20 protein-coding genes are annotated in these 24,979 nt (G+C 36.1%); 16 read left to right on the top strand and 4 right to left on the bottom strand.

Translation table 11 applies throughout. From position 1 onward, the window contains the following. The first annotated feature begins 2 nt into the window (after nt 1–2). Nucleotides 3–929 carry a carbon-nitrogen hydrolase family protein gene (locus YQ22_RS00855; protein WP_071342446.1) on the top strand — a complete coding sequence of 309 codons (927 nt, stop codon included), beginning with the start codon at nt 3–5 and terminating at the stop codon, nt 927–929. Nucleotides 930–941: 12 nt separating this feature from the next. Here YQ22_RS00855 and YQ22_RS00860 read toward each other — a convergent pair whose 3' ends face one another. Both YQ22_RS00860 and YQ22_RS00865 read right to left on the bottom strand, forming a co-directional pair. Then, entirely contained in the window at nt 942–1,952 is a 1,011-nt protein-coding gene (locus YQ22_RS00860; protein ID WP_071339688.1) for an LLM class flavin-dependent oxidoreductase, read from the bottom strand. A 53-nt stretch (nt 1,953–2,005) separates the two neighbouring features. Beyond that, on the bottom strand, nt 2,006–2,275 hold the full coding sequence (locus YQ22_RS00865) for an ArsR/SmtB family transcription factor (RefSeq protein ID WP_071339689.1): 270 nt from the start codon (nt 2,273–2,275) through the stop codon (nt 2,006–2,008). Between the two features lie 655 nt (nt 2,276–2,930). Between YQ22_RS00865 and YQ22_RS00875 the strand changes: the two genes are divergently transcribed. From YQ22_RS00875 to YQ22_RS00895, 5 genes are all read left to right on the top strand, one after another. Continuing rightward, nucleotides 2,931–4,403, top strand: coding sequence for a potassium/proton antiporter (locus YQ22_RS00875; RefSeq protein WP_071339691.1), 1,473 nt, complete (start codon nt 2,931–2,933; stop codon nt 4,401–4,403). Nucleotide 4,404: 1 nt separating this feature from the next. Beyond that, nucleotides 4,405–4,779: a hypothetical protein gene (locus YQ22_RS00880; protein WP_071339692.1), complete on the top strand. Its 375-nt coding sequence runs from the start codon at nt 4,405–4,407 to the stop codon at nt 4,777–4,779. 104 nt (nt 4,780–4,883) lie between these two features. Further along, nucleotides 4,884–5,363 (top strand): hypothetical protein, encoded by a 480-nt coding sequence (locus YQ22_RS00885; protein WP_071339693.1) that lies wholly within the window; start codon nt 4,884–4,886, stop codon nt 5,361–5,363. A gap of 132 nt (nt 5,364–5,495) precedes the next feature. Further along, complete coding sequence (locus YQ22_RS00890) at nt 5,496–6,107, top strand: alpha-ketoglutarate-dependent dioxygenase AlkB family protein (protein ID WP_071339694.1); 612 nt, start codon at nt 5,496–5,498, stop codon at nt 6,105–6,107. A gap of 74 nt (nt 6,108–6,181) precedes the next feature. Next, nucleotides 6,182–7,732, top strand: coding sequence for an NAD(P)/FAD-dependent oxidoreductase (locus YQ22_RS00895; protein ID WP_071339695.1), 1,551 nt, complete (start codon nt 6,182–6,184; stop codon nt 7,730–7,732). Nucleotides 7,733–7,960: 228 nt separating this feature from the next. Here the strand turns inward: YQ22_RS00895 and YQ22_RS00900 are convergent, their stop codons facing one another. Next, a complete protein-coding gene (locus YQ22_RS00900) occupies nt 7,961–8,197 on the bottom strand; it encodes a hypothetical protein (protein WP_071339696.1) in 237 nt (78 codons plus the stop codon). A gap of 491 nt (nt 8,198–8,688) precedes the next feature. Here YQ22_RS00900 and YQ22_RS00905 point away from each other — a divergent pair, with 491 nt between their 5' ends. The 10 genes from YQ22_RS00905 to YQ22_RS00955 all read left to right on the top strand — a co-directional run bounded on the left by YQ22_RS00905 (nt 8,689) and on the right by YQ22_RS00955 (nt 23,679). Next, entirely contained in the window at nt 8,689–9,990 is a 1,302-nt protein-coding gene (locus YQ22_RS00905; RefSeq protein ID WP_071339697.1) for a DEAD/DEAH box helicase, read from the top strand. 50 nt (nt 9,991–10,040) lie between these two features. Continuing rightward, on the top strand, nt 10,041–10,733 hold the full coding sequence (locus YQ22_RS00910; protein ID WP_071339698.1) for a peptidase E: 693 nt from the start codon (nt 10,041–10,043) through the stop codon (nt 10,731–10,733). A gap of 492 nt (nt 10,734–11,225) precedes the next feature. Then, complete coding sequence (locus YQ22_RS19275; RefSeq protein ID WP_071339700.1) at nt 11,226–13,373, top strand: ATP-binding protein; 2,148 nt, start codon at nt 11,226–11,228, stop codon at nt 13,371–13,373. A gap of 6 nt (nt 13,374–13,379) precedes the next feature. Next, nucleotides 13,380–15,539: an ATP-binding protein gene (locus YQ22_RS19280; RefSeq protein WP_232231262.1), complete on the top strand. Its 2,160-nt coding sequence runs from the start codon at nt 13,380–13,382 to the stop codon at nt 15,537–15,539. Between the two features lie 6 nt (nt 15,540–15,545). Next, nucleotides 15,546–19,193: a sensor histidine kinase gene (locus YQ22_RS00930; protein WP_071339702.1), complete on the top strand. Its 3,648-nt coding sequence runs from the start codon at nt 15,546–15,548 to the stop codon at nt 19,191–19,193. A 51-nt stretch (nt 19,194–19,244) separates the two neighbouring features. Further along, the gene (locus YQ22_RS00935; RefSeq protein ID WP_071339703.1) at nt 19,245–19,619 is read left to right on the top strand and encodes a response regulator; all 375 of its coding nucleotides are present in this window, start codon (nt 19,245–19,247) and stop codon (nt 19,617–19,619) included. A 4-nt stretch (nt 19,620–19,623) separates the two neighbouring features. Continuing rightward, nucleotides 19,624–20,664, top strand: coding sequence for an adenylate/guanylate cyclase domain-containing protein (locus YQ22_RS00940; protein ID WP_071339704.1), 1,041 nt, complete (start codon nt 19,624–19,626; stop codon nt 20,662–20,664). Nucleotides 20,665–20,687: 23 nt separating this feature from the next. Further along, entirely contained in the window at nt 20,688–21,314 is a 627-nt protein-coding gene (locus YQ22_RS00945) for a Pycsar system effector family protein (protein ID WP_232231265.1), read from the top strand. A gap of 75 nt (nt 21,315–21,389) precedes the next feature. Further along, nucleotides 21,390–22,883, top strand: coding sequence for a M28 family peptidase (locus YQ22_RS00950; protein ID WP_071342448.1), 1,494 nt, complete (start codon nt 21,390–21,392; stop codon nt 22,881–22,883). Nucleotides 22,884–22,935: 52 nt separating this feature from the next. Further along, nucleotides 22,936–23,679, top strand: coding sequence for a DUF6090 family protein (locus tag YQ22_RS00955; protein WP_071339705.1), 744 nt, complete (start codon nt 22,936–22,938; stop codon nt 23,677–23,679). Between the two features lie 309 nt (nt 23,680–23,988). On the opposite strand, the gene YQ22_RS00960 is transcribed toward YQ22_RS00955, so the two are convergent. Continuing rightward, complete coding sequence (locus YQ22_RS00960; RefSeq protein ID WP_071339706.1) at nt 23,989–24,972, bottom strand: SDR family oxidoreductase; 984 nt, start codon at nt 24,970–24,972, stop codon at nt 23,989–23,991. Nucleotides 24,973–24,979 lie beyond the last annotated feature (7 nt).

The following is a 24,979-nucleotide window of genomic DNA, read 5'->3' on the forward strand; positions in this document are numbered from 1 at the left end:
CCATGGCACAAATAGCACCGGTTTGGCTCAATAAATCTGCTACTATTGATAGAATTAAGGAATATATTATAAAGGCGGCCAAAGACAATTGTGAGCTCATTGTCTTTGGTGAGGCCTTGTTACCGGGTTATCCTTTTTGGGTTTCCATGACCGATGGTGCAAAATTTGATTCTAAAGTTCAGAAAGAGATTCATGCGCATTACGTTAAAAATTCGGTTCAAATTGAGGCTGGAGAATTAGATGACATCTGTGCGCTTGCAAAACAACATAAGATTGCCATCTACTTAGGCCTCATGGAACGAGCACAAAACAGAGGTGGTCATAGTATTTACTGCTCCCTTGCATATATTGACAACCAGGGCGAAATAAAATCGGTTCACAGAAAATTACAGCCTACCTACGAAGAGCGATTGACATGGGCACCGGGTGATGGTAACGGATTACAAGTTCATAATCTTAAGAACTTTAGTGTTGGCGGATTAAACTGTTGGGAGAACTGGATGCCCTTGCCTAGAGCTACCCTGTACGGATTGGGAGAAAACTTACACATTGCCGTTTGGCCCGGATCGGATTACAATACCGCCAATATCACCAGGTTCATTGCACGAGAATCCAGATCTTTTGTAGTTTCCGTATCTAGCTTAATGAGCAAAACCGATTTTCCAGATGATACACCACATTTAAACGCCATTCTTGAAAATTGCCCGGAAACATTGGCAAACGGTGGTTCTTGTATTGCCGGACCGGATGGGGAATGGATTTTACCTCCGGTCATTGATAAAGAGGGATTGATCACAACAACTATAGATTTCAATAGGGTTTTAGAAGAACGTCAGAATTTTGATCCCGTAGGACACTATTCTAGACCAGATGTCACTAAACTTTCCGTTAACAGAGAAAGACAGTCTACCATAGAAATCAAGGATTAATAAGGGGGAAAATTATCCCTTCTCCCCATTCAATTCTTTCATAATCTCGGCAAACATGCGGTATGATTTTATACGGTCTTTACCGTCATAAATATTGGTAACCGCAATAAGTTCGTCTACTTGGGTATCGTTTATAAACTGTTGCACTTGTTTTTTAACGGTTTCTTTACTACCAATAAAGGAATACTTCAACATTTGCTGTACAGACGGATTTTTACTCAATTCACGTAAATCAGAAGTCATGGGTACCGGTGGTTGCATATATCCCCTTTTTCCTGTCAATAACCCAATGATCATTTTATATAAGGATGTTGAAATGCGTTCCGCCTCTTCATCTGTATCCGCAATGATAATATTCACGCCTGCCATAGTATACGGTTTCTCCAAAACTTTTGAAGGCTGAAACTCCTGATGGTAAATTTGCAAGGCGTTCATTAAATGGTTCGTAGCGAAGTGACTCGCAAATGCATAGGGCAATCCTTTTTTGGCGGCTAAGTGTGCACTATCCGTGCTAGAACCCAAAATGTATAAAGGTACCTCTACCCCTTCTGCCAAGGTAACACGCACTTTTGCATCTGCATTTTCAGTAGAGAAATAGCGCTGAATTTTTTCCACTTCTAACGGAAACGACTGTGCCGCCTGGAAAAAATCTGACCGTATAGCTTGGGCGGTTAATTGATCGGTCCCCGGTGCACGCCCCAAACCTAGGTCTATTCTATTTGGGTACAGTATTCCTAAAGTTCCAAATTGCTCTGCAATTATCAATGGGGAATGATTTGGTAACATAATACCACCTGATCCCACTCGTATAGTTTTTGTTCCTTCGGCAATGTAACCCATTAATACAGACGTGGCGCTACTACCAATAGCTATAGAATTATGATGCTCTGCCAACCAAAATCGGTTATACCCCACTTCTTCCGCAGCTTGTGCCAATGCCAAAGAGTGGTCAAAAGTATCTTTTACCGTTGTACCCTCTGATACAATGGCTAAATCCAATATAGAATATTTAATATTTTTCATTCAAATAATTTCATTAATACATTTAAAAGTATCTATATGTTTTATCAAAAAAACTACAGTTGCTGCAATTGTAACATATAATTATCCCAAACTTTATGATTTAAGGAATAGTGATAGTTACGTCCTATTTTATGCTGATTGATGAGTTCTGCCTCAACCAACCTTTTTATATGATGACTGATGGAAGGCTGACTCAAATCTAACAAGTTACAAGCTTTGGTGCATTCAACCTTGCCTTGATTTTTCTGCATATACTGCAGAATCTTTAAACGATTTACATCACTTAATGCTTTAGATATTTTCTCCACTTGTTTTAGCTCCATGATGATAAATTATATAGATATATGTAAATGTATAGATAATTATTGATACTAAACTTTAATTGTGATTCTCTTAATAATGATTAACTTGACTTTAGGAATAATACTACAACCAACTGATGACTAAATTTACCAAATCACCCCATATTGTTTTCTGGATCCTGATTCCCATAATACTGCTCACAGGATTTCTAAAACCTGATAAAATATTCTACTTTAATATTCATGACACCTATTATGTACTGGGGTTAATCAATTTAGCGGTACTAATCTCTATTATATTTGCAATTATAGGTTTTGGATATTGGGTTATAATTAGACTGAACAGAAGGTTGGTATATTGGCTAACCGTGATTCATTTAATCATTACTGTTATTGGTTTCTGCTTAATTTTATTCATCCCATTTTTCTTATCAGATTCAAATCAAGATTTTGGTTCTAATTTAACCGTGACTTTATCTACACTTGCGGCAGTCTGTGTACAATTACTATACCTCATCAATATTATAACTGCCTTCATTAGAAAAAATAATTAGTTTTTTAATAAATCAGGGTTATAATACAACATGTTAACATTGTGCCAAACCTTAACATTTGTATTGGTTTTTTGATAAATGATCTAACTTTGTTGCCTTAAAATTAAGGCAACTGACCACCAATGAACCTTACCATAGAAAACATACTTCTTGTAGGATCTATATTACTGTTTATCAGCATTATAGTTGGTAAGACTTCATACAAATTCGGGGTACCTACGTTGATTCTTTTCTTAGCCATAGGTATGCTTGCCGGATCTGATGGTATTGGCGGTATTCAGTTTGATGACCCTAAACTTGCCCAATTCATTGGTATTGTCTCTCTTAACTTTATATTGTTTTCTGGTGGTTTAGATACCAATTGGAACGCTGTAAAACCTATTTTAAAAGAGGGACTTGTGCTATCTACCCTAGGGGTTTTGCTCACAGCAGTCACCCTTGGAACTTTCGTCTACTACATTACCGATTTTACCATATACGAAAGCATGTTGTTGGGCTCTATTGTATCTTCTACAGATGCCGCAGCGGTTTTTTCCATTTTACGTTCTAAAAATTTAGCCTTAAAAAGTAATCTAAGACCCACGTTAGAGCTTGAAAGTGGTAGTAACGACCCCATGGCTTATGTGCTGACTCTTGCTTTTTTGACCTTGGTCATTAATCAAGACCTGAGCGTTCTCTCTATCATTCCCTTGTTTTTACAACAAATGATATTGGGCGGCATTGGCGGTTTTGTATTTGGAAAGCTCAGTGAAATTATCATAAACAAAATTAAATTAGGCTTTGAAGGTTTGTACCCTGTACTGGTCATTGCCTTAATGTTCATAACCTTTTCCGCTACAGACGCTGTTGGCGGTAATGGCTTCTTGGCTATTTACATTTGTGCCGTGTATTTAGGCAATCAAGATTTAATACATAAGTCAACCATTTTAAAAATGTTCGATGGTATGGCTTGGCTAATGCAGATCGTATTGTTCTTGACCTTAGGCCTACTCGTTTTCCCTTCTCAGATTTTACCTTATTTAGGTATTGGTCTGCTTATATCGGTATTCTTAATTCTTGTGGCAAGGCCTGTAAGTGTTTTATTAAGCCTTATGTTCTTTAAAATGAAACTAGGGAGACGTTTCTATATCTCATGGGTGGGCTTACGTGGTGCAGTGCCTATCGTATTTGCAACTTACCCCTTATTGGCAGGCATTGATAAGGCCAATATTATATTTAGTATCGTATTCTTTATATCGGTTTCATCGGTTTTAATCCAAGGTACTACTTTATCTATTTTTGCCAAATGGCTTAATGTTGCTTTACCGGAGGAAGTAAAACCTATTGCCGAAAACGATAGGTACATACTTAATCTACCTAAATCCGCTATGGAAGAAGTTACGGTTGTTCCCAACAGTTTTGCTGTAGAAAAACGAATTATCGATTTACATTTTCCAAGGACCACATTCATTGTCATGATAAAAAGGGATGGACTTTTTGTTAGACCAGGTGGATCGACAATTATTAAAGCTAACGATACTTTGGTCTTGCTTTTAGATAATGAAGAAAGTTTAGCAGAAGTAAATGTTATATTAAATCAAGCGGTTGTAGTATAAAATGCAAAGTTTTAACAACATAGTAAAAGTTCTACTCCTCGTTACAATTTATTGTTTCGGGCTGGTTAATTCTGCAGATGCCTTAACTAACTTTAACCAAACACCATTAAGCGAAAATAGCGAGCAAAAAAGCTATTTTGCAGCGTCCACCAAACTTTTATCTCCACATGCTCAGCAATCTGAAGTTTCAGTTTCAGATGTTGCCGAAGTTGTTTCGCCTAATTACAAGCTTCCGTTTACTGGCTTTACCGCTAGCCTTAACAGTATTGATTTTACCTCTATTTCTAGATACAGGCAATATATTCTTTATGCCAAAACACTATTGATCAAGTTTAGAAAAACTGATTTTATTTTTCCTTTCCATAATTTCTGGTAGACCTCTTCATATAGGCTATCAATTTGATAGCTAAATAACTAGGTCTTATGATGTATCACTTTACATCATACAATAATCAGTATTAAAAAATTAAAATTTACAACATGGAATTTGGAGTAACTGCTATTGGTTTAGCATCTGTTGCACTATGTGCAATGCCTTTTGTTTTAACGAACAGAAACAGAAAAATAAAAGAAAAAAAAATGATGTCATCTTTAAACGACATCGCAACTACACATCATTGTAAACTAACGGAATATGAGATTTTTGGTCACTATGCCATAGGTATGGACACTGAAAAGAAATTTGTATTCTTTGTCTCAAAAAATGGCGAAGAACTACATGAACAGTATGCCGATTTAGCCACTATTAAAACTACTGAAATTGCGAACATTGGTAAATCCTTTGCCAGAAAAGAGAAAATTACAGAGCGATTGCTGCTGCAACTTTTCCCAAAAAACACCAATGTACCAGATGTAGTTTTTGAATTTTATGATGCTGAAGTCAACTATCAATTGAGCGGAGAATTTCAGTCTATTGAAAAATGGACCAAGGCGATTAAAAACTTGCTCAAAAGCAATTAGTATATATCAACAAAGTTCTTTTTAATTATAAAAGCGAATAGAAAATCTTATAAAAAAGGTTAACTATTCGCTTTTGCTTTTAAGATGATTACCAAGTACTTTAGTTCTCTGAATTGTTAGAAAGCAAGCATTATGAAATTATTTGATATTGAGGTTGACCACAAGAAGAACCTACTTCCACGTGACGGAACGGTACATTATTTTGGTAAAATATTAAATGAGGAAGACGCTATACACTATCTAAATGTCTTATTGAACAAAATAAAATGGAAGAATGATGAAGCCATCATTTTTGGCAAAAAGATCATAACCAAACGAAAAGTAGCGTGGTATGGCGAAAAACCTTTTCAATATACCTACTCTAAAACTACTAAACTAGCCCTATCGTGGACTGCAGAGTTGCTTCAATTAAAATCTAAAGTAGAGCAAGAAAGTGGAGAAACCTTTAACTCTTGCCTATTAAACCTATATCATGATGGCAGCGAGGGCATGGCGTGGCATAGTGATGGAGAAAAAGACCTGAAAAAGAATGGCGCAATAGCTTCAGTCAGTTTTGGATCGGAGCGAAAATTTGCATTTAAACACAAAGAAACGAAAGAAAAGGTTGAACTCTTTTTAGAGCACGGTAGCCTTTTAATTATGAAAGATGCAACACAGACCCACTGGTTACATAGATTGCCACCCACTACAAAAAGTAAAACACCAAGAGTAAACCTCACATTTAGAACCATCGTTGAAAAATAATTTTACCGCTACAGACCTTATGTATTTTTAAGCCGCTACAGCTTTACATCATCTTTTTACTTTAATTTTGCCCCATGGTTAGAAATGTACAGCTACGGTTAACTTTAAAGGAAGAAGCAACCCCAAACGGATTACAAATTCGTACAGCGCAATATCTTGGACTCGAAGAAGGGTCTTTTACCCTTAAAGTCTTACGTAAATCTATTGATGCACGTAAACCAAAAATTGTTTTCAATTACAAATTGGCGGTATATATTAACGAGCCCGCACCTAACGACGCCCTTCATTTTGAATATAAAGATGTATCAAATGCCAAACCCATACATATTGTAGGATTTGGACCTGCAGGTATGTGGGCGGCACTACGTTGTTTAGAAATGGGTTACAAACCTATTGTTTTGGAACGTGGTAACAATGTAAAAGAACGCAGACGAGATTTGAAGGCCATTAATCAAGACCATCAGGTAAACCCTGAAAGTAACTACTGTTTTGGTGAAGGTGGCGCAGGTACGTATTCTGACGGAAAATTATACACCCGTAGTCTTAAACGTGGAGATGTACGTCGCATATTCGAAAGTTTGGTTTTTCATGGTGCAACAGACCAAATATTGGTAGATGCACATCCGCATATAGGAACCAATAAGCTCCCTAAAATTGTACAGAATATTCGTGAAGTTATACAGCAGCACGGTGGTGAAGTTCATTTTAATACCAAGGTGACCGATTTTGTTATCAAGGACAATACGTTAAAAGCCATTGTTTTAAACGACAATAATGAAATGGCCGTGGATCGCGTAATTTTGGCTACGGGACATTCCGCTCGTGACATTTTTGACTTATTACATAAAAAAGATATTGCGCTACAAGCAAAATCATTTGCCATGGGCGTGCGTGTAGAGCATCCGCAACATATCATAGACAGTATTCAATACCACTGCTCTGGTGACCGAAGCGAATTGTTACCTGCAGCTTCTTATAGTTTAGTGGAACAAGTGAAGGAACGCGGCGTGTATTCGTTCTGTATGTGCCCTGGCGGATTCATAGTGCCTGCTGCCACTTCCCCTGGCGAGGTGGTTGTAAACGGCATGTCACCATCAAAACGAAATAACTTGTATGCCAATTCTGGTATCGTAGTGGAAATTAATGTGGATAAGGATATTCCTAAATATGAGAAATTCGGGGCTTTGAAAGGATTGGAATATCAAAAGAATTTAGAGCGACTGGCATTCACTTCTGGCGGAAGAACGCAAACTGCCCCAGCTCAGCGATTGACCGATTTTGTAGAAGGAAACTTATCCGTAGACCTTAACCCCACCTCGTACCAACCCGGATTAAACTCCGCTCCCCTACACTCCCTGTTACCTAAACTTATTGGTAGTAGATTGCGACAAGGCTTTAAAGCTTTTGGTGATAAAATGCATGGTTATTACACGGCCGAAGCAAATATTGTGGGCGTGGAATCCAGAACCTCATCACCTGTGAGCATCCCTAGAAACGAAAAATTGGAACACCCAGTAATCAAAGGACTTTTCCCTTGTGGTGAAGGTGGTGGCTATGCCGGTGGAATTGTTTCTGCAGCAATGGATGGCGAAAGATGTGCGGAAGCTGCTATGGCAGGATTATAGTTGGTTGTTAGTTGTTAATTGTTAGAAACTATAAAATTTAGCTTTGCTAAATAGATTTGATTAGGAACTAATCAAAAAAAGTCTATTTTCTTTATTCTATTTTCTTACTTCCAACTACTTTATACTTTATACTTTATACTTTATACTTTATACTTTATACTTCTTACTTAATACTTAATACTTAATACTTAATACTTAATACTTAATACTTAATACCAACTACTGAAATTACGCCATTTTAGGCTTGTTAGCCTTAGTGATAAAATTCAAATCTCTTTTAATTCTTGAATTTTTGAATTTGTATAAACGAGCAACCTCAGTATTAGATTCCGCTTTAACTTCATTTGTAGTTTCCGTAACAATGCTCATTTCAATAGTTTCAACTTTAACCTCTGAAGTTGTGTTTTGAGCTTGAGCAGTGAAGCTTAAAAAGATGATGAAGATGATAGTTGCTAATGTTTTCATGACTTGCGTTTTGTTACAATTATAAAACGCCGTAGACCTTGTTTTACTAGGTGATGAATCGCTGAAAAACACCGTATTCTCGTTACTTGACAAAGATTCGGATTAAGTGTAAAATCTCGTCGATTAACGACATTAACCCTATTTTCACCTTACCGATTTTTAGTGTCTTTAATCGACAATCGATGTTTTAAATACAAGCGCAATCTCAAAAATCAAGTTCAGGATTAGTTGTTAGTTGTTGGTTGTTGGTTGTTAGTTGTTGGTTGTTAGTTGTTAGTTGTTAGTTGTTAGTTGTTAGAAACTAATCAAAAAAGGTCTATTCTCTTTATTCTATTTTTTTACTTCCAACTACTTTATACTTTATACTTTATACTTCTTACTTAATACTTAATACCTAATACTTCTTACTTTGTACTCAACACTTTGCACTTTAACCCTACTTTACAATTCCTTCCACATTAAAGCGTACCTTTGCAGCTTATTAAAATTTTATGACATTTAAAGAACTCGGCTTAGCCGAACCTATCCTTAAGGCATTAGAGGCTGAAGGATATACTCACCCTACTCCAATTCAAGAACAATCCATACCCATATTACTGAAAGGCAAAGATTTATTGGGCGTTGCACAAACGGGAACCGGTAAAACGGCCGCATTTGGTATTCCTATCCTACATCAATTATATGAAGGTATAAGTCTTAGCCAGAATAAAAGAAAAATTAAGGCGCTGATAGTAACACCTACCCGGGAACTTGCCATTCAAATAGCCGAAAGTTTTACGGCGTACGGAAAATACACAGGCCTACGTAATACCGTTATTTTTGGCGGAGTAAAACAGGGTAAGCAAGTAAACGCCCTTAGAGGAGGCGTTGATATATTAATTGCTACTCCCGGTCGCTTATTAGACCTAATGAACCAAGGTTTTATTTCTTTCAGAGATTTAGAGCACGTAGTACTTGATGAAGCTGACCAAATGCTGGACATGGGCTTTATTCATGATATCAAGAAAATCATCGCAAAATTGCCTCCTAAACGACAGTCATTATTCTTTTCGGCAACTATGCCAAAAGACATTGTTGAGCTTTCTAGAAAAATGTTGGGTGATTTTGAACGCGTTACCATTAAGCCAGAACAAGCTACAGCAGAGAAAGTTGAACAAGGGGTATATTTTGTTAGCAAGCCTAACAAACCAAAACTGCTTATCCATATCATTAAAGAGAACCCTGAGAGTACGCTTATTGTTTTCTCCAGAACTAAGCATGGTGCCAATAAAATTGTAAAGAAATTAGACCAAGCAGGTATACGTTCTGCAGCCATACACGGTAATAAATCGCAAACTGCAAGACAAAAGGCACTAAGTGCTTTTAAAGAAGGAGATCTTAAGGTTTTGGTTGCAACCGATATTGCCGCAAGGGGAATTGATGTAGAAGACCTTTCATTGGTTGTAAATTATGATTTACCAAACGTATCCGAAACGTATGTTCACCGTATAGGCAGAACAGGTAGGGCAAATGCAAGTGGTACGGCACTTTCTTTTTGTGACAAAGAAGAAAGACCCTACTTACGTGATATCGAGAAATTGATTAAACAATCTGTACCTCGCATGCCAGAGCATCAATTTGTAGATGAAGATACTCCGCAAGATACGGGCAGTCAACCGGCACAACAACAAAGAAAACAAGGCAACTCCCGTAATAAAAACAGAAACAGGCCTGGTGGTAACAACTTTAGAGGTAAGAATAATAGGAATTCGAGCAGACCTAAAAAACGAACAGATTCTAGCAGAAGCGAATAGCTTCTGTTAGAAATTCATTTTATCTTTAGCATAAACATTTTATCGTCTTTATGAAAAAGCAAATGGTAATTTACGGCAGTGGACGCCATACCGTACCTTTCTTAAACTACATTGCCAAAGCTACCGGCAAGGAAAAACCGAATATGTGTTTTATTCCTACAGCTAGTGGTGAAGACGCTCAGTATATTGCTTCTTTCCATGAGGTGTGCTCACAGATAGATGTTACCCCACATGTACTTTCGGTTTGGATTAATTCTTACGACCAAAAAGAATCGTTCGAAGAGATCATCTCTCGGATGGATGCCATAATCGTTGGTGGTGGAAATACGTTGAACATGCTCGCCATTTGGAAAGCGCAAGGCATTGATGTTGCCCTTAAAAAAGCTTATGACAACGGCGTAGTTATGGGTGGTGGCAGCGCTGGTTCTTTATGCTGGTTTAATGGCGGTACTACAGATTCTAGACCAAAAGAATTAAGTATTGTTGGCGGCATGTCATTTATAGACAAGAGCCACTGCCCGCATTACAATTCTGAAACTTCACGAAGACCTTTATACTTTGAAAACATAAAAACCGGCAAACTATCCGATGGTTATGCCTGTGACGACCGTTCCGCTATTCATTTTATTGATGGTGAAGTTCATACTTCAGTCTCATTGAACAATGAAAACCATTCGTACTACGTCTATTTAAAAGATGGTGAAATTGTGGAAGAACTAATACCGAGTACCATTATTACATAACTTCAATCTATAACTATATTTTACGTGCTAATATCCTTTTTAAGGATTCTAGTTCATCTCTTGCATCTAAATTCTTAATAAAACACTCTTAAAGTAAAAGTTATTACGTACTTTAAGGGTGTAAAATTCCCCTTTATTTTCTGATTCACAATATGTTGCTCATCACCCCCCTGATGTGTAGCCTTATTTGTCTTGTGTTTAATTCAAAAAATTAAATACGAGGATGAAGTTGTAATCAGTGCTATTTTTTTTAAACCAACCACCAATTGTGCATGAAATTAGCTGTAAAAAGGGAAAATCAAGTCATTGAAATCACTACCAATTGGCTACTTGGCTACATAAATGTCTACCTAACAACCCATACTTACATTTTCAATGATGACACTTGTTTTAATGGTACTTCCGTCAAAAAGGTATTTTTAATTATTTCTTCAACCTCCAATTTCTTTAGAACCATTTTTGAACTAGGTTCAACTAATAACTTAAAAAGCAATGATTAAACAATCCCTCCTATTCATCACGCTATTTTTCGGTATGCTATTTACGGCAAGTGGGCAAGAAAATCCGGTAGATAAAAATGGATTGGCACTAGATACCATTATACATTTTACGAAAGCAGATGTAGATCCACTATTTGGTTTAACGTTGAAAAATAGAGAAGGTTGGATTTTTAAATCAGGCAATGAAAAAGATTTATCTCCTGTAGAGATTGATTTAGCTGGCTGGGAACGATTAAGTCCTTCTGAGATAACTAATGATATGGTAGATAGTTCTGGAAAATTTGAAGGATGGTTCAGATTGCAGTTTACTATTGATAGTGCTATAGCAAAGCTTCCTCTCTATTTAGATAAAGAAGACCATGCTGCAGAGGATATTTATTTAAATGGAAAGTTGTTCCGCCAATTTGGCGAAAAAGGGAACGATAGAGCCTCATTTAAAGAACACATTCAAGATTTTGAAATAAGAACCCCAATATTTTTAGAACCTGATACAGTACATACATTAACGATACATTATGTTGACTATAGCACTTATGGAAACATAACCAAAGCTCTAGTGGGTTCAACCAGAATTGTATCCAACGCGTATTTTGACTATATGAGTTTATTGAGTTTTAAAGCTTTATTTGACTTGATCAGCTCTTTTATATTCTCAATTCTTTTCTGGCTTCTCTATATTCTAATTAGAGATGAAAAGGAGTTATTAATTATAGCTCTTTTTTGCACTGTAATGTTACTAGAAACCATTGCATCGGCATTCTTTGGTGGAGATAGTTTATTTTTCACCCTACCTTCTAACATCATGATTACATTAGATTATGTAAGTAATATTTTATTTTTCTTCTTCCCTATATTATGTCTTTTATTGGGCTATAGGATGTTATATGGAAACCTTAAAAAATGGTTGCTTCTATTCTGTATAATAGCATCTTTAGCAATGTATTTCAGTTCTTATTCCTACCTAATTACGGTAATAGGGATTGCCATATTTTTACTCATTTTCGCATTAAAATCCAGAAAAAAAGTAATATCTGTCAGGGTAGTTATGTTTAGTTTATTTTTATCATTTACTACTTCTTATCTAGGACTTATATATAGATGGCTCGCTTCTGGTGATCATCTTAGTTTAAGATTAGTTTCTGTAAATAGTGACTTAATCGGTAAGGGAATTTTTTATTTTGGAATGTTGGCATTTGTCGCTTATCGCATGAGAGAGAAAAATGAGGATATGCGTAAAAATGCAATGGAACTTGTAAAGGTCGAAGCTGAAAAGAGTGCGCTTATTGCTTCTCAAAATGAAAAGTTAGAATTAAAAGTAAAAGAAAGAACATCAGAATTAAATCAATCCTTAGAAGAATTAAAAACCACCCAATCTCAACTCATCCAATCCGAGAAAATGGCGAGCCTTGGTGAACTTACCGCCGGCATTGCGCATGAAATTCAAAACCCCTTAAACTTTGTCAATAATTTCTCTGAGGTAAGCAACGAACTTATTGATGAAATGAACGAGGAATTGGATAAAGGAGATCTTGAAGAGGTGAAAGCTATTTCATTGGATATCAAACAAAACCTTGAAAAAATAAACCATCACGGCAAACGTGCGGACAATATTGTAAAAGGTATGTTACAACATTCTAGGAGCAGCAGCGGCACAAAAGAACCCACTGATATCAATGCCCTTGCAGATGAGTATTTGCGCTTGGCCTATCATGGTCTTCGTGCCAAGGATAAATCATTTAATGCCGAACTCATAACCGATTTTGACGAGAGCATTGAAAAAGTAAATATTGTACCACAAGACATGGGGCGGGTAATTCTAAATTTAATTACCAATGCCTTTTATGCGGTAAACGAGAAAAAACAAAGAGATGATAGTTTTAAACCCATAGTTACTGTCAGCACTAAAAAGTCTGATGAACATATCACTATTAGTGTTTCTGACAATGGTAACGGTATTCCTGAAAAAGTCAAAGAGAAAATATTCCAACCCTTTTTCACCACCAAACCTACTGGGCAAGGTACCGGCTTGGGCTTAAGCATGAGCTACGATATTATTACTAAGGGGCATAGCGGTGAATTGCTGGTGACCACACAAGAAGGTGAAGGAACCACATTTAAAATCATTTTTCCTATAATTTAAATGATAATGAAACATATATTATACATTATTGGTTTTCTACTACCGTTAACAGTTTTCAGTCAACAGGAAAAGGTATTAACAATTTCAGATACTACTGTGGCTGATAAATGGATGATTCTTGGTGAAGATTGGCGTTATCAAAAAGGAGATAATATAGTATGGGCTAATCCAGAATTTGATGATTCTACCTGGAATGAATTCTCTAGTACTAACTTAAATCTGCTTGACGGAAAAAACGTAATTGCAGATAGGGGCGAAATTGTATGGTTGCGTAAACGTATTATGGCAGACCAGTCGTTTAATGATGCACTGGTTTTAAATATCTTTCAAGAAGGAGCTTCAGAAATTTATTTAGATGGCAAACTAATTCACCAATTGGGTAATGTAAGCTCTAACAAGGATGAAGTTATCTACCGTAATCCATTTAGCCAAGTGCTACATTTACCTTTAGAGATAAATAAGGAACAAATTTTAGCTGTACGTTTTGTCAATGCACAATACAAATACCCTATCTATTACCATGATAACGGACTAATTAGAATTTATATATCCTCTTTGCGTAATGCCAATTCAACTGATGTGGTAAAAAATAAACGTGTAGCTTTTATTAAACAATTTGTCAATAGTTATTATATCTCACTTGGTCTTGCTATTCTAATGTTTATTATTTTCCTATCGTTTTTTATTTTCTTCCCTAAAGAGAGAATTAACGGTTATTTTGCTGCCTCTTTATTATTCTTAATACTATTTACTTTAGGAGTATTGTCGGTCTATTCTAACACTGGCACTTATTTTTGGCTCAAGTTTTATAATGACACTTGCATTCTTATTTCAAGCCTTATTCTTTTATTCTGTTTTTACAAAATATTAGTACAGCCTATAGACTTTGTTTTTAAAGCCATTAGTTTTTTATGTTTTTTAACCATCGGTTGTTACTTTTTATATGACCCTGACGTGTTGGGGCCAATCTGGTCAATTTTCTATTATGCTGGTATTATACGTTTAAGTTTAAAATCTTGGAAAAAAAATAAAGTTGCCAGCTTTTTATTTTTAAGTTCTAGTTGTATTAACCTGGCCTTTTGGATTTTAATGATATGTTGGTATATGGGTTTAGTAGACCAGCGCATAGATAAATTTAGTCCTTTTTCTTTTATGCTTATCCCTGTTGTTTTAGCTATCTATTTAGGTTACGCATTTGGAAAGCGCAGTCAAGATTTAAGATTAAATTTAAATCGTGTCCAAGAATTATCAAAAGAAAAAGAATCCATTTTATCTGAACAAAAAAATACTTTAGAGCAACAAGTTAAGGAGCGCACAGCAGCACTTAATCAATCTTTAGAAGAATTAAAAGCCACCCAATCGCAACTTATACAATCTGAAAAAATGGCGAGTCTCGGAGAACTCACAGCCGGCATTGCCCATGAGATTCAAAACCCCTTAAACTTCGTCAATAATTTCTCTGAGGTAAGCAATGAACTCTTTGATGAAATGAACGAGGAATTGGATAAAGGAGATCTTGAAGAAGTGAAGGCTATTTCGTTGGATATCAAACAAAATCTTGAAAAAATAAACCATCACGGCAAACGTGCAGACAATATTGTAAAGGGAATGCTACAACATTCCAGAAGTAGCAGCGGTACTAAAGAACCTACGGATATAAATGTACTTGCAGATGAGTATTTACGGTTGGCCTATCATGGTCTGAGGGCAAAGGATAAGTCATTTAATGCAGAACTCATTACCGATTTTGACGAGAACATGGGAAAAGTAAATATTGTACCACAAGACATGGGGCGGGTAATTCTCAATTTGATTACCAATGCCTTTTATGCAGTAAATGAAAAAGCTAATTCTGACATTGAAGGTTATAAACCTACCGTAAAAATTACATCAAAGCGAACTCCCCACCTTGGAGGGGTTGGGGGTGGGTCTCAAAGTGTACAAATTTCTATTTCCGATAACGGTAACGGCATTCCGAAGGAAATTGTAGAGAAAATATTCCAACCTTTTTTCACCACCAAACCTACTGGACAAGGTACCGGCTTGGGTTTAAGTATGAGTTATGATATTGTAACGAAAGGGCATGGTGGTAAATTAATAGTAGAAACGTCTGAAAACAAGGGAACCACCTTCATTATAGAATTGCCAAACTCAACCGATAACTAGACCAGTATGAAGAACATAACATTAATAAGACCAATATTCTTAATCAGTATCTTTTACGGTCTATTTCTGATTTCTTGCCACAAACAGAGCAAGTCTGAAGATGAAACTACGGTGGGTGATTATAAAGTTCCAAAAACCATTCCTTTACAATTTACGGACCCCGAACCTTTTGAATGGGAAACCATAATCAATGATACGCTGACAACTCCCGTTTTTTATGATTTAAATGTAGATGCCTTGCCAAGCAAACCGTTTGGATTTAATGAATTTAAGCCACTGGAAACTCCCATGAAAGAATACGATTTGGATTGGGAAAATTTTCCTGTAGAGAAATTGAAGCTTGATTCTGCGTCATTTACAGTTACAAAATCTACCATAAAAAAACCAACTATTACTAAAATGAAACCCCCAGCGAATATGGCTGGCACAAATGTGAATCTTCTACAGCTTTCCACAAATGAGGGATTGCCCTCTAATGATATTACATCGTTTTTAGAAACTGAGGATGGGGCTATTTGGATAGGGTCTTCCATGAATAATACACCCCTAACCTACTATGATGGTGAGAACGCCTTAGTTTACGATTACCCAGGAGTGTATAAAATGACATTTGACCAACAAGGTAAGCTTTGGTTGGTTAGTCCTGGATCAAATACTTTAACGGTGTTAGACTTTATAAACAATACAGCCTATACAATAACTAAAACAGCAAGCTTTATACCGTTTGACATTCTTTGCGATCATACGGGAACCCTATACATAATCTCCGATAGTGAAGGGATATACAAGATGGACTCGGAAATGAAAAGTTTGCAAAAGATTTCAAATATAGGACGAAATAAGCCCTTTAAACTTTTTGAAGATAGCAAAGATAACTTATGGTTAGGGTTTATAGATGGTCTTGCGGTATTGAATAAAGAAAGAACTGAGATTAAAACAATCTCAACCATAGCCAACTTAGAAATAAATTCTGTTGTTTATGAATTTAAAGAAGATGCACAAAATGGTATTTGGTTAAGTTACCCTTACCCAAATCCTGATACTAAAACCACTCCAAGCATTATAAGACTAGCATTAGATAAGAATAAAGTTAGTGTATTAGGTGAAGAAAACGGATATACCATAAAGGGTGACAATATGGAATTTGATTCTGACGACAACTTATGGATATTTGGCCCTAGAGAGGCATATATTCTAACTGCAAATAGAAATGCCTCTAAAAAAATTAAGCTAAACGCTAAACGAAAAGAATCCCTTAAAATACCAACACCCTTAAAGCGTAAGGATGGGTCACTTTGGATTGCCTCCACTGATAATGGAGTAATTATCGCCAATGAATTTACTTTACAAACAGAATATTTTGATGACACAAGAGGTTTAATAAATAATGAAATATGGGAAATAGAAGAAGACTCAAATGGCGACATATGGTTAGGTACGGCTGCGGGAATCAATATTATCAACTTAAATAATAAATCTATAAAAGCTCTAAGTTTTGAACAGCTACATTGTAATCCTAATACAATTAATTTCATTAATGAGATTACACCTAATATTTATTTTATAAATACTAGAAATGGCTTTTCTATTCTTAATAGAGATAAAAATAAACTCACCTCATACGCCAATTCTGCCTTTGATTTCGGAGCAGGTATTGCAATTATTGACGAGTATACGTTTGCTATATTTACTATAATTGGTTTGTATATCTATAATACTGAAAACAACACCTTTAAAAAAGCAGTTTCCAAAAGTGACCCTGATATTTTAATAGCGGGAAGCGGATCAATAATGGTTTATGATAAAGAAATTCTTTGGACCCCCACTACGAATGGGTTAGCTAAAGTAAATTTAAAAACGAACACCGTAAGTTACCTTAGAGAAGAACAAGGTCTTAGCAATAACAATGTATCCACAGCCAAAATTTCTAACGAAGGAGAGCTATGGCTAGCTACTACAAATGGTATTAACGTACTTAACTTAGAACAAAATACGCTTACCCCAATAAAGAAAGAAAACGGACTATACCCTACTGATTTTTATGATCTGACAGAAAAAGGAGGTATCATGTACGCTGCTAGTGGTAATGGCTTAATTGCCATGGAAAAAACCACTGCAAAAACAACAGATATAGGCTTCTACAATTTTAATGGTGGACTCGGTTTTAAATCGAACGATTATTTACAAGATTCCCCTAAATTTTTAAAAAATGGCCAGTTTTGGTCAGGTGTTACGAATGATTCCAATGAGTGGAAACTACTTGTTCTTAGTTCAGAACCACAACAAGATAGTACTACTGGAACAGTGAAAATTAACAACATTTTCGTCATGGATGAAAACCCGGGGTTCGGGTTCAACCAAAAGAAAGATTCTACAAAGGTGAAAACTTCAACCTATGCCAATACCAATGGTATAACATGGGAGTCGGTAAAACATCCTTACAACCTACCTCAAGGCCTTATCCTACCCTATGACCAGAACAGTATTAGTTTTAGTTATGGAAGTAATGATATATTCAACAGGGATAAATTAAACTATCGTTTTATTCTAGATGGTGAAGATGAAGATTGGAGCTATGCTGCAAATGCTACCAAGACCAAAAACTATTATAACTTAAAACCAGGAGATTACACCTTTAAAGTGGCTGATAGAAGTGGGAATAGCGACTGGTCCGTACCAGATACACTTTCATTTAAAATAAATCCGCCATGGTGGCAAACTTGGTGGGCATACTTGCTCTTCGGTTTAATTGCAGCTAGCATATTAAGGGCATATATTGTATTTAGAGCCAGAAAATTAACTAAAGAGAATAGAATCCTAGAAGAACGTGTTTCTCATAGAACGGTTCAGCTTAAGACTAAAATAGACGAATTAAAGTCTACACAATCAAAGCTTATACAATCCGAGAAAATGGCAAGCTTGGGTGAACTCACCGCTGGGATTGCCCATGAAATTCAAAATCCGCTAAACTTTGTCAACAACTTCTCTGAGGTAAATAAAGAACTTCTGGAAGAACTGGAAGAAGAAATTGATAATGGTAATTATGATGATGTAAAGGCTTTAGCTAAAGATGTATCTGCCAACGAAGATAAAATTATCTTTCATGGCAAACGTGCCGATGGTATCGTCAAAGGAATGCTACAGCATAGCCGTAGCAACACCGGTCAAAAAGAAATGACCGATATCAATAGTTTATCTGATGAGTATCTACGCCTAGCCTACCATGGTTTGCGAGCAAAAGATAAAAGCTTCAATGCCACGTTAAATACTGATTTTGATGATGCTATCGGTAAAATAAACATTGTTGGCCAGGATATTGGGAGAGTAATTCTAAACCTTATTACCAATGCCTTTTATGTGGTAAAAAAGAAAAAAGAAGAAAACCCAAATGGTTACGAACCTACAGTTTCGGTAAGTACAGAAAAGCTGGGCAATATGATTCTTATTAAAGTATCTGATAATGGTAATGGAGTGCCTAAAGAGATATTGGATAAAATATTTCAGCCCTTTTTCACTACCAAACCTTCTGGTGAAGGCACCGGATTAGGGCTATCACTAAGCTATGATATTGTAAAGGTACATGGTGGCGAATTAACGGTAGAAACAAAACAAGGAGAAGGCACCACCTTCACCATCTCATTACCAATGAAATAAACAATTAATGTTCCCCATAAAAAGTATTAAAAATTATAAAAAATCCACCTTATGAAGATATTAGTTGTAGATGACGAACAAGATGTAAAAGTGCTTTTTCAACAGCGTTTTAGAAAAGAAATAAGAAAAGAGGAACTAGAATTTGTTTTTGCATTCTCAGGTGAAGATGCACTCAAAATTATGAAAACTATGGAGCATGAAGCGGTATTGATTTTATCAGATATCAATATGCCGGGCATGAGCGGCTTAGAGTTATTGGATAATATCAAAAAAAATTATGTGAAACCACCACCAATGGTTATGATGATTACCGCTTATGGAGATGATGAAAATAGAACAATGGCAAAAAATCTAGGTGCGGACGACTTTCTAACCAAACCTTTAGATTTTTCACTTCTTAAAGACAAGCTGATAAACTTAACGTAAGACTATGGCAAAAATAATGGTAGTAGATGATGAGACTGACTTAGAGATTCTCATCAAACAGAAATTTAGAAAACAGATACGGCAGAACGAATACGAGTTTGTATTTGCTATAAACGGTAGAGATGCGCTAGAGAAACTTGGGGAAAATCCTGGTATAGATATTGTTTTGAGCGATATTAACATGCCAGAGATGGACGGTCTTACCCTACTCTCGGAATTGCACGAATCTAGCCCTTTAATTAAATCGGTTATTGTTTCCGCCTATGGTGACATGGAAAATATTCGTGTAGCCATGAACCGAGGTGCCTTTGATTTTATCACCAAACCCATAAACTTTGAAGACTTGACCATTACCATGGAAAAGACTTTAAAGCATGCCATGGAAATTAGAAAAACGCTACAGGCCATTAAAGAAAACAATATTCTAAAAATGTATGTTGATGAAAACGTACTCAATTTTATGGGTGGCCAAGAGTATGAGTCTAAAATAATGGCAAACGAGAATATTGAAGGTACCATAATGTTTGTTGACGTATGCGGATTCACAAAAATTAGTGAGACCACTAGTCCTGATATTGTTGTTTCAATGCTAAATACCTATTTCGATACCATGGTCAAAGAAATAATGGAGCAAGATGGTATTATAGACAAATTTATAGGTGATGCCGTCATGGCCGTTTTTAGAGGAGAATATCATTTAGACCGTGCCATTGATGCCGCATTGGCCATTAGAAATCAAGTGAACAGCTTACCCAAAGAGGAAGGCAAAGAAACATACCAGCCAAAAGTTTCTATAGGTATTAAAAGTGGTGAAATGATTTCCGGAAATATTGGTTCCGCTACCCTTAAGCGTCTAGATTACACTGTTATAGGAGACTCGGTAAATACTGCCGCTAGATTGCAAGATGCCGCTAAAGAAAATCAAATTATCATCTGTGAAAGTTGTTACGAACAGGTAAAAGAGGCTTTTAAATGTGAGAACCTAGGTAGTATTAACATGAAGAACAAAGCAAAACCTCTTACGGTGTACAATGTGATAGAATAGCCATTGAAACTAAATTTAAAGCCATGACCAAACCGATTGACAATAAAAACCAGAATTCCAATAAAACCAAACAAGAACATAACCCATTGTCCGCTTTTGAGAAAGGTCTTTTAGATGAATTAAAATCTAAGGGACATGCAGAAGAATTAGTAGATCATTATTGGGGCACCATTAATTATGTATCTGGACTCATAAAGGCTTCGGAATTGAAGGCGGGACTCATACTCTCTTTCTACGGTATTATTCTCAATTTCATCTACCAAAGTGCTGCTCCCGTAATGCATTCCGTGTCAAATGCCATTTTGTTCTATATACTAATTGGACTGTGGTTTGTAGCTACCGTAGTTTCCATTTTTTATAGTGTACGCTGCTTTATTCCAAAACTTGAAGGGAACTACAGTGATAATGTGTTTTATTTTGGAGATGTCATTACCAAATTTGGAACCATCAAAGAATTTTCAAGGAAATTTTACAACGTGAGCATTAATGAACGAGAAGTTTTTGAGCAACTGGGAGAACAGATTTACATTAATTCAAAAATATCTGCGTGGAAGTTTAGAAACGTTCAACGATCCATATTCTTTTTAGCTATTAGCCTTGTGCTACTGCTATTAACAGCAGTTTATTATGGAGTGTTGAGAATTATGTGACCATAAGCACACACCGCTATAACACTTAAATGTATTATTTAAAACTAACATCAAATAACCCATATAATGAATACTATGAAACCTTTACTACTACTTATAACTTTATGCTTGACCACTCTGGTTTTTGCTCAGACAGATTCAGAAAAAGCAGAGATGACCGTTGATAAAAATGAAATTGAGGGACATATATATTTTTTGCCCGATGATGCCTTAAAAGGTCGTGCTACTGGATCTCCAGAATTAAAAATAGCGGCATCCTATCTAGCTAATACTTTACGCGGGTATGGCATAAAACCGCATTCTGCCATAAATTCTTACTATCAGAAATTTAATTTAATACAAACCACTGCACCCAAAGTACTTAAGGTTTCTATAAATGGGGAAAACTATCCACACACCATCGCAGTGGAAGCAAATGAGGTTAATCTTTCCGGAGAAGCAATCTATCTTAATTTTGGAATTGAAGAAGATTACAAAGGTAAAGATGTCAACGGAAAACTTATTATAGTAAAAGGTGGAACTGCAGAAGCTTCAGATGCTAGAGCAGTTTATAATGCCCATAAAGAAAAACAGGAATTGGCAATCAAAAACGGGGCAATAGGATTAATTGAGATGACTTTACTTGAAGAAGATTGGTGGACCAGGATTTCTCATTTCATGGAAGAAGGTGTTAAGATACCTGATACTAAAGATGAACAAATGCCAAAACCGGATTTTATTCATCTTTGGGTAAATTCCTCAGCTAATAAACTTGCTACATTCAATAATGCTAAGCTAGCATATGCAATAGAAACTGACGGAATAAAAGAAGAAACCCTAGAAACACAAAATGTAATAGGTGTTCTAGAAGGTACCGATCCAAAATTAAAAGAAGAATTCATTATGTATTCTGCACATTATGACCATGTGGGTATTGGTAAACCTGATGCTGTGGGTGATAGTATTTATAATGGTGCACGGGATAATGCCATAGGCACTACTGCTGTTTTAAGTATGGCAGAGAATATTGGAAAGTTTCCTACAAAACGTTCAGCTATATTCATTTTTTTTACCGGAGAGGAAAAAGGTTTATTAGGTAGTCAATATTATGTTGAGCACCCTATATTTCCACTCAAGCAAATAGTATATGGTTTCAATACCGATGGTGGAGGGTATAACAATACAAAATTGGCTACCGTAATTGGATTAAATAGAACAACAGCACAAAAACATATTGTTTCAGGTGCCGCAACTTTTGGTTTAAAAGCCATTGATGACCCTGCTCCTGAACAAGGACTATTTGATCGTAGCGATAATGTAAGCTTTGCCAGTAAGGGTGTTCCCGCACCTACTTATTCAACTGGTTTTGATGCCTTTGATGATGAAATTAACAAATATTACCACCAACCTGGTGATGAGGCGGATAGTTTGGATTATGATTATCTATTGAAATTTTACCAAGGCTATGTGCTCTCAGGTAGGTTGATAGCCAATGACCCTGAAACTCCTTTTTGGGTGAAAGATGATAAATATGAAGCTGCAGGTAATGTGTTGTATGGTAAAGTTCCTGAAGCTCCAATTAAAAATTGAACCCCCTCTAAAATAAATCAATTTGACGCCAAGAAATCAGAACAATTGACCAATGATTAATTTCTTTAGAAAAATCCGCAGAAACCTGCTCGAAGAAGGCAAAGTCTCCAAGTACTTAAAATACGCCATCGGTGAAATTATTCTCGTTGTTGTTGGAATATTAATTGCATTACAAATTAATAATTGGAATGAGTATCGTAAAAGCAGAAAAGTAGAACTGAACTACCTCAAGAACATTCAAGAAGATATACTATCGGATTCTTTATATTTTGAAAGAAGTTGGTTTAAAAGAGGTGATAAAAAAATACAAGGCTTAAATAAAGCTAAAAATTATTATCTGAACGGTATTATACCAACCGATACCATCACATTTATAAACGATGTAGCTTATGGTGGTATTTATGGCATCGGCAGGCTTACCCCTAATAACAGAACTTATAATGAGTTGTCAAGTACAGGTAATATTAGCCTAATCTCAGACCAAGACATTCGTGATGAGATTGTTGCGTATTATTTAAATTTAGAATTCTTATATGAATATGGGGCCGATTCACGTAGTGATTATCCTCATTTTATGAACTCATATAAAGTATTTAACCCTAAATTTCCAGATTCAGTAAGCCCCGCCGAAATCCCCATTCTTTTAAAAATGATGCGTAAGGATAAATTTTACCAACTCACTAATTCAGAATTAACCTATGCCTATTCCATTCTAAATAGGCTTGAGTATGTCAAAAAAGATGCTGCACTCTTATATCACAGAATAGATAATTATTTAGAGCATCATGAAAAGTAAGATTCAAGCTAGTTTTTAATTACTCATCACTTACCACTCCAAGGTGAAGAAAATGATTGTGCACAGTGTATACTTCTATCGAATCTTAATTAAATAATTTCTAAGCAGACTAACAGAACCCACCCCTAGCCCCTCCCAGGAGGGGAATGTTTAATTGCTTTATTCCAACCAATTCATAGAATGATACTTGTAAATTAACATTTAAAAATGCTAAATACTCACAAACATCACGTATTCCTCCCCTCTTGGGAGGGGATTAAGTGGCGGACAATACGAATGGTGAATTAACCTGCTAGTGCTCTCAAAAATCTACAAACCTTTATAAGCCTTCAGTACATTCTCGATCTTAGCCTCTGTCCCTTCATCGATGTTTTGATGTTCCGGATGCTCTAACAACCACTTTACGGTCCTTTTTATCCCTTCCGAGAACGGAATTGTAGCTTTAAACCCCGGTACAAAAGTTTTTATCTTGGTATTATCGAACAAGACACTTTCTGCTTTGTCCGCTAAAAGTGTACCCGTAAATGACGGCTCTACTTTACAAATAAAGTCCGACGCTATATGAACTACTTTTGCTTCCTTCCCTAAGGCATCAGCCAAAATCTTATAAATCATATTCCAGGTCAGCACCTCATCTGAAGTTATATGAAAAGCATGCCCTATTACCGTCTGTAATCCTAATAAACCTACAAATCCCTTTGCAAAATCATCTGAATGTGTCACTGTCCAAAGTGAGGTTCCGTCTCCATGTACAATTATTTCTTTACCTTCTAATATTCGCTGTGCGGTATTGAACTTATCAAATCCACCAACGGCTATAGGTATTACCGTATCATACGTTAAAGATGGTCTTACTATGGTAATAGGAAACCCTTCCTCACGATATGCTTTCTGTAACCTGTCCTCACATTGAATTTTACCTTGGGAATAATCCCATAGATTATTATGTAACGGAGTAGACTCCGTAATTACAGGATAGCTCAATGGCGTTTGATAACAAGATGCCGAACTTATAAAAATGTATTGCTTGGTCTTTCCTTTAAACAATTCAATATCGCGCTCAATATCATCAGGTGTAAACGCTATCCAGTTCACCACAACATCCCACTCATGTTTTTTCAGCTCTTCAAGTTCATCTGGTTTGTTGATATCACCAATAATGCTGTGTGCGCCCTTAATATCAACTTGGGCTTTGCCCCTATTTAATAGGTACAAATCCATTCCTTTGGCAACCGCCAATCTACTACTTGGTGTACTTATATTCCCTGTTCCTCCTATAAATAATACTTTCATTTCTATA

Origin of the sequence: Maribacter sp. 1_2014MBL_MicDiv (genome assembly GCF_001865655.1) — a bacterium.
Classification (GTDB): domain Bacteria; phylum Bacteroidota; class Bacteroidia; order Flavobacteriales; family Flavobacteriaceae; genus Maribacter; species Maribacter dokdonensis.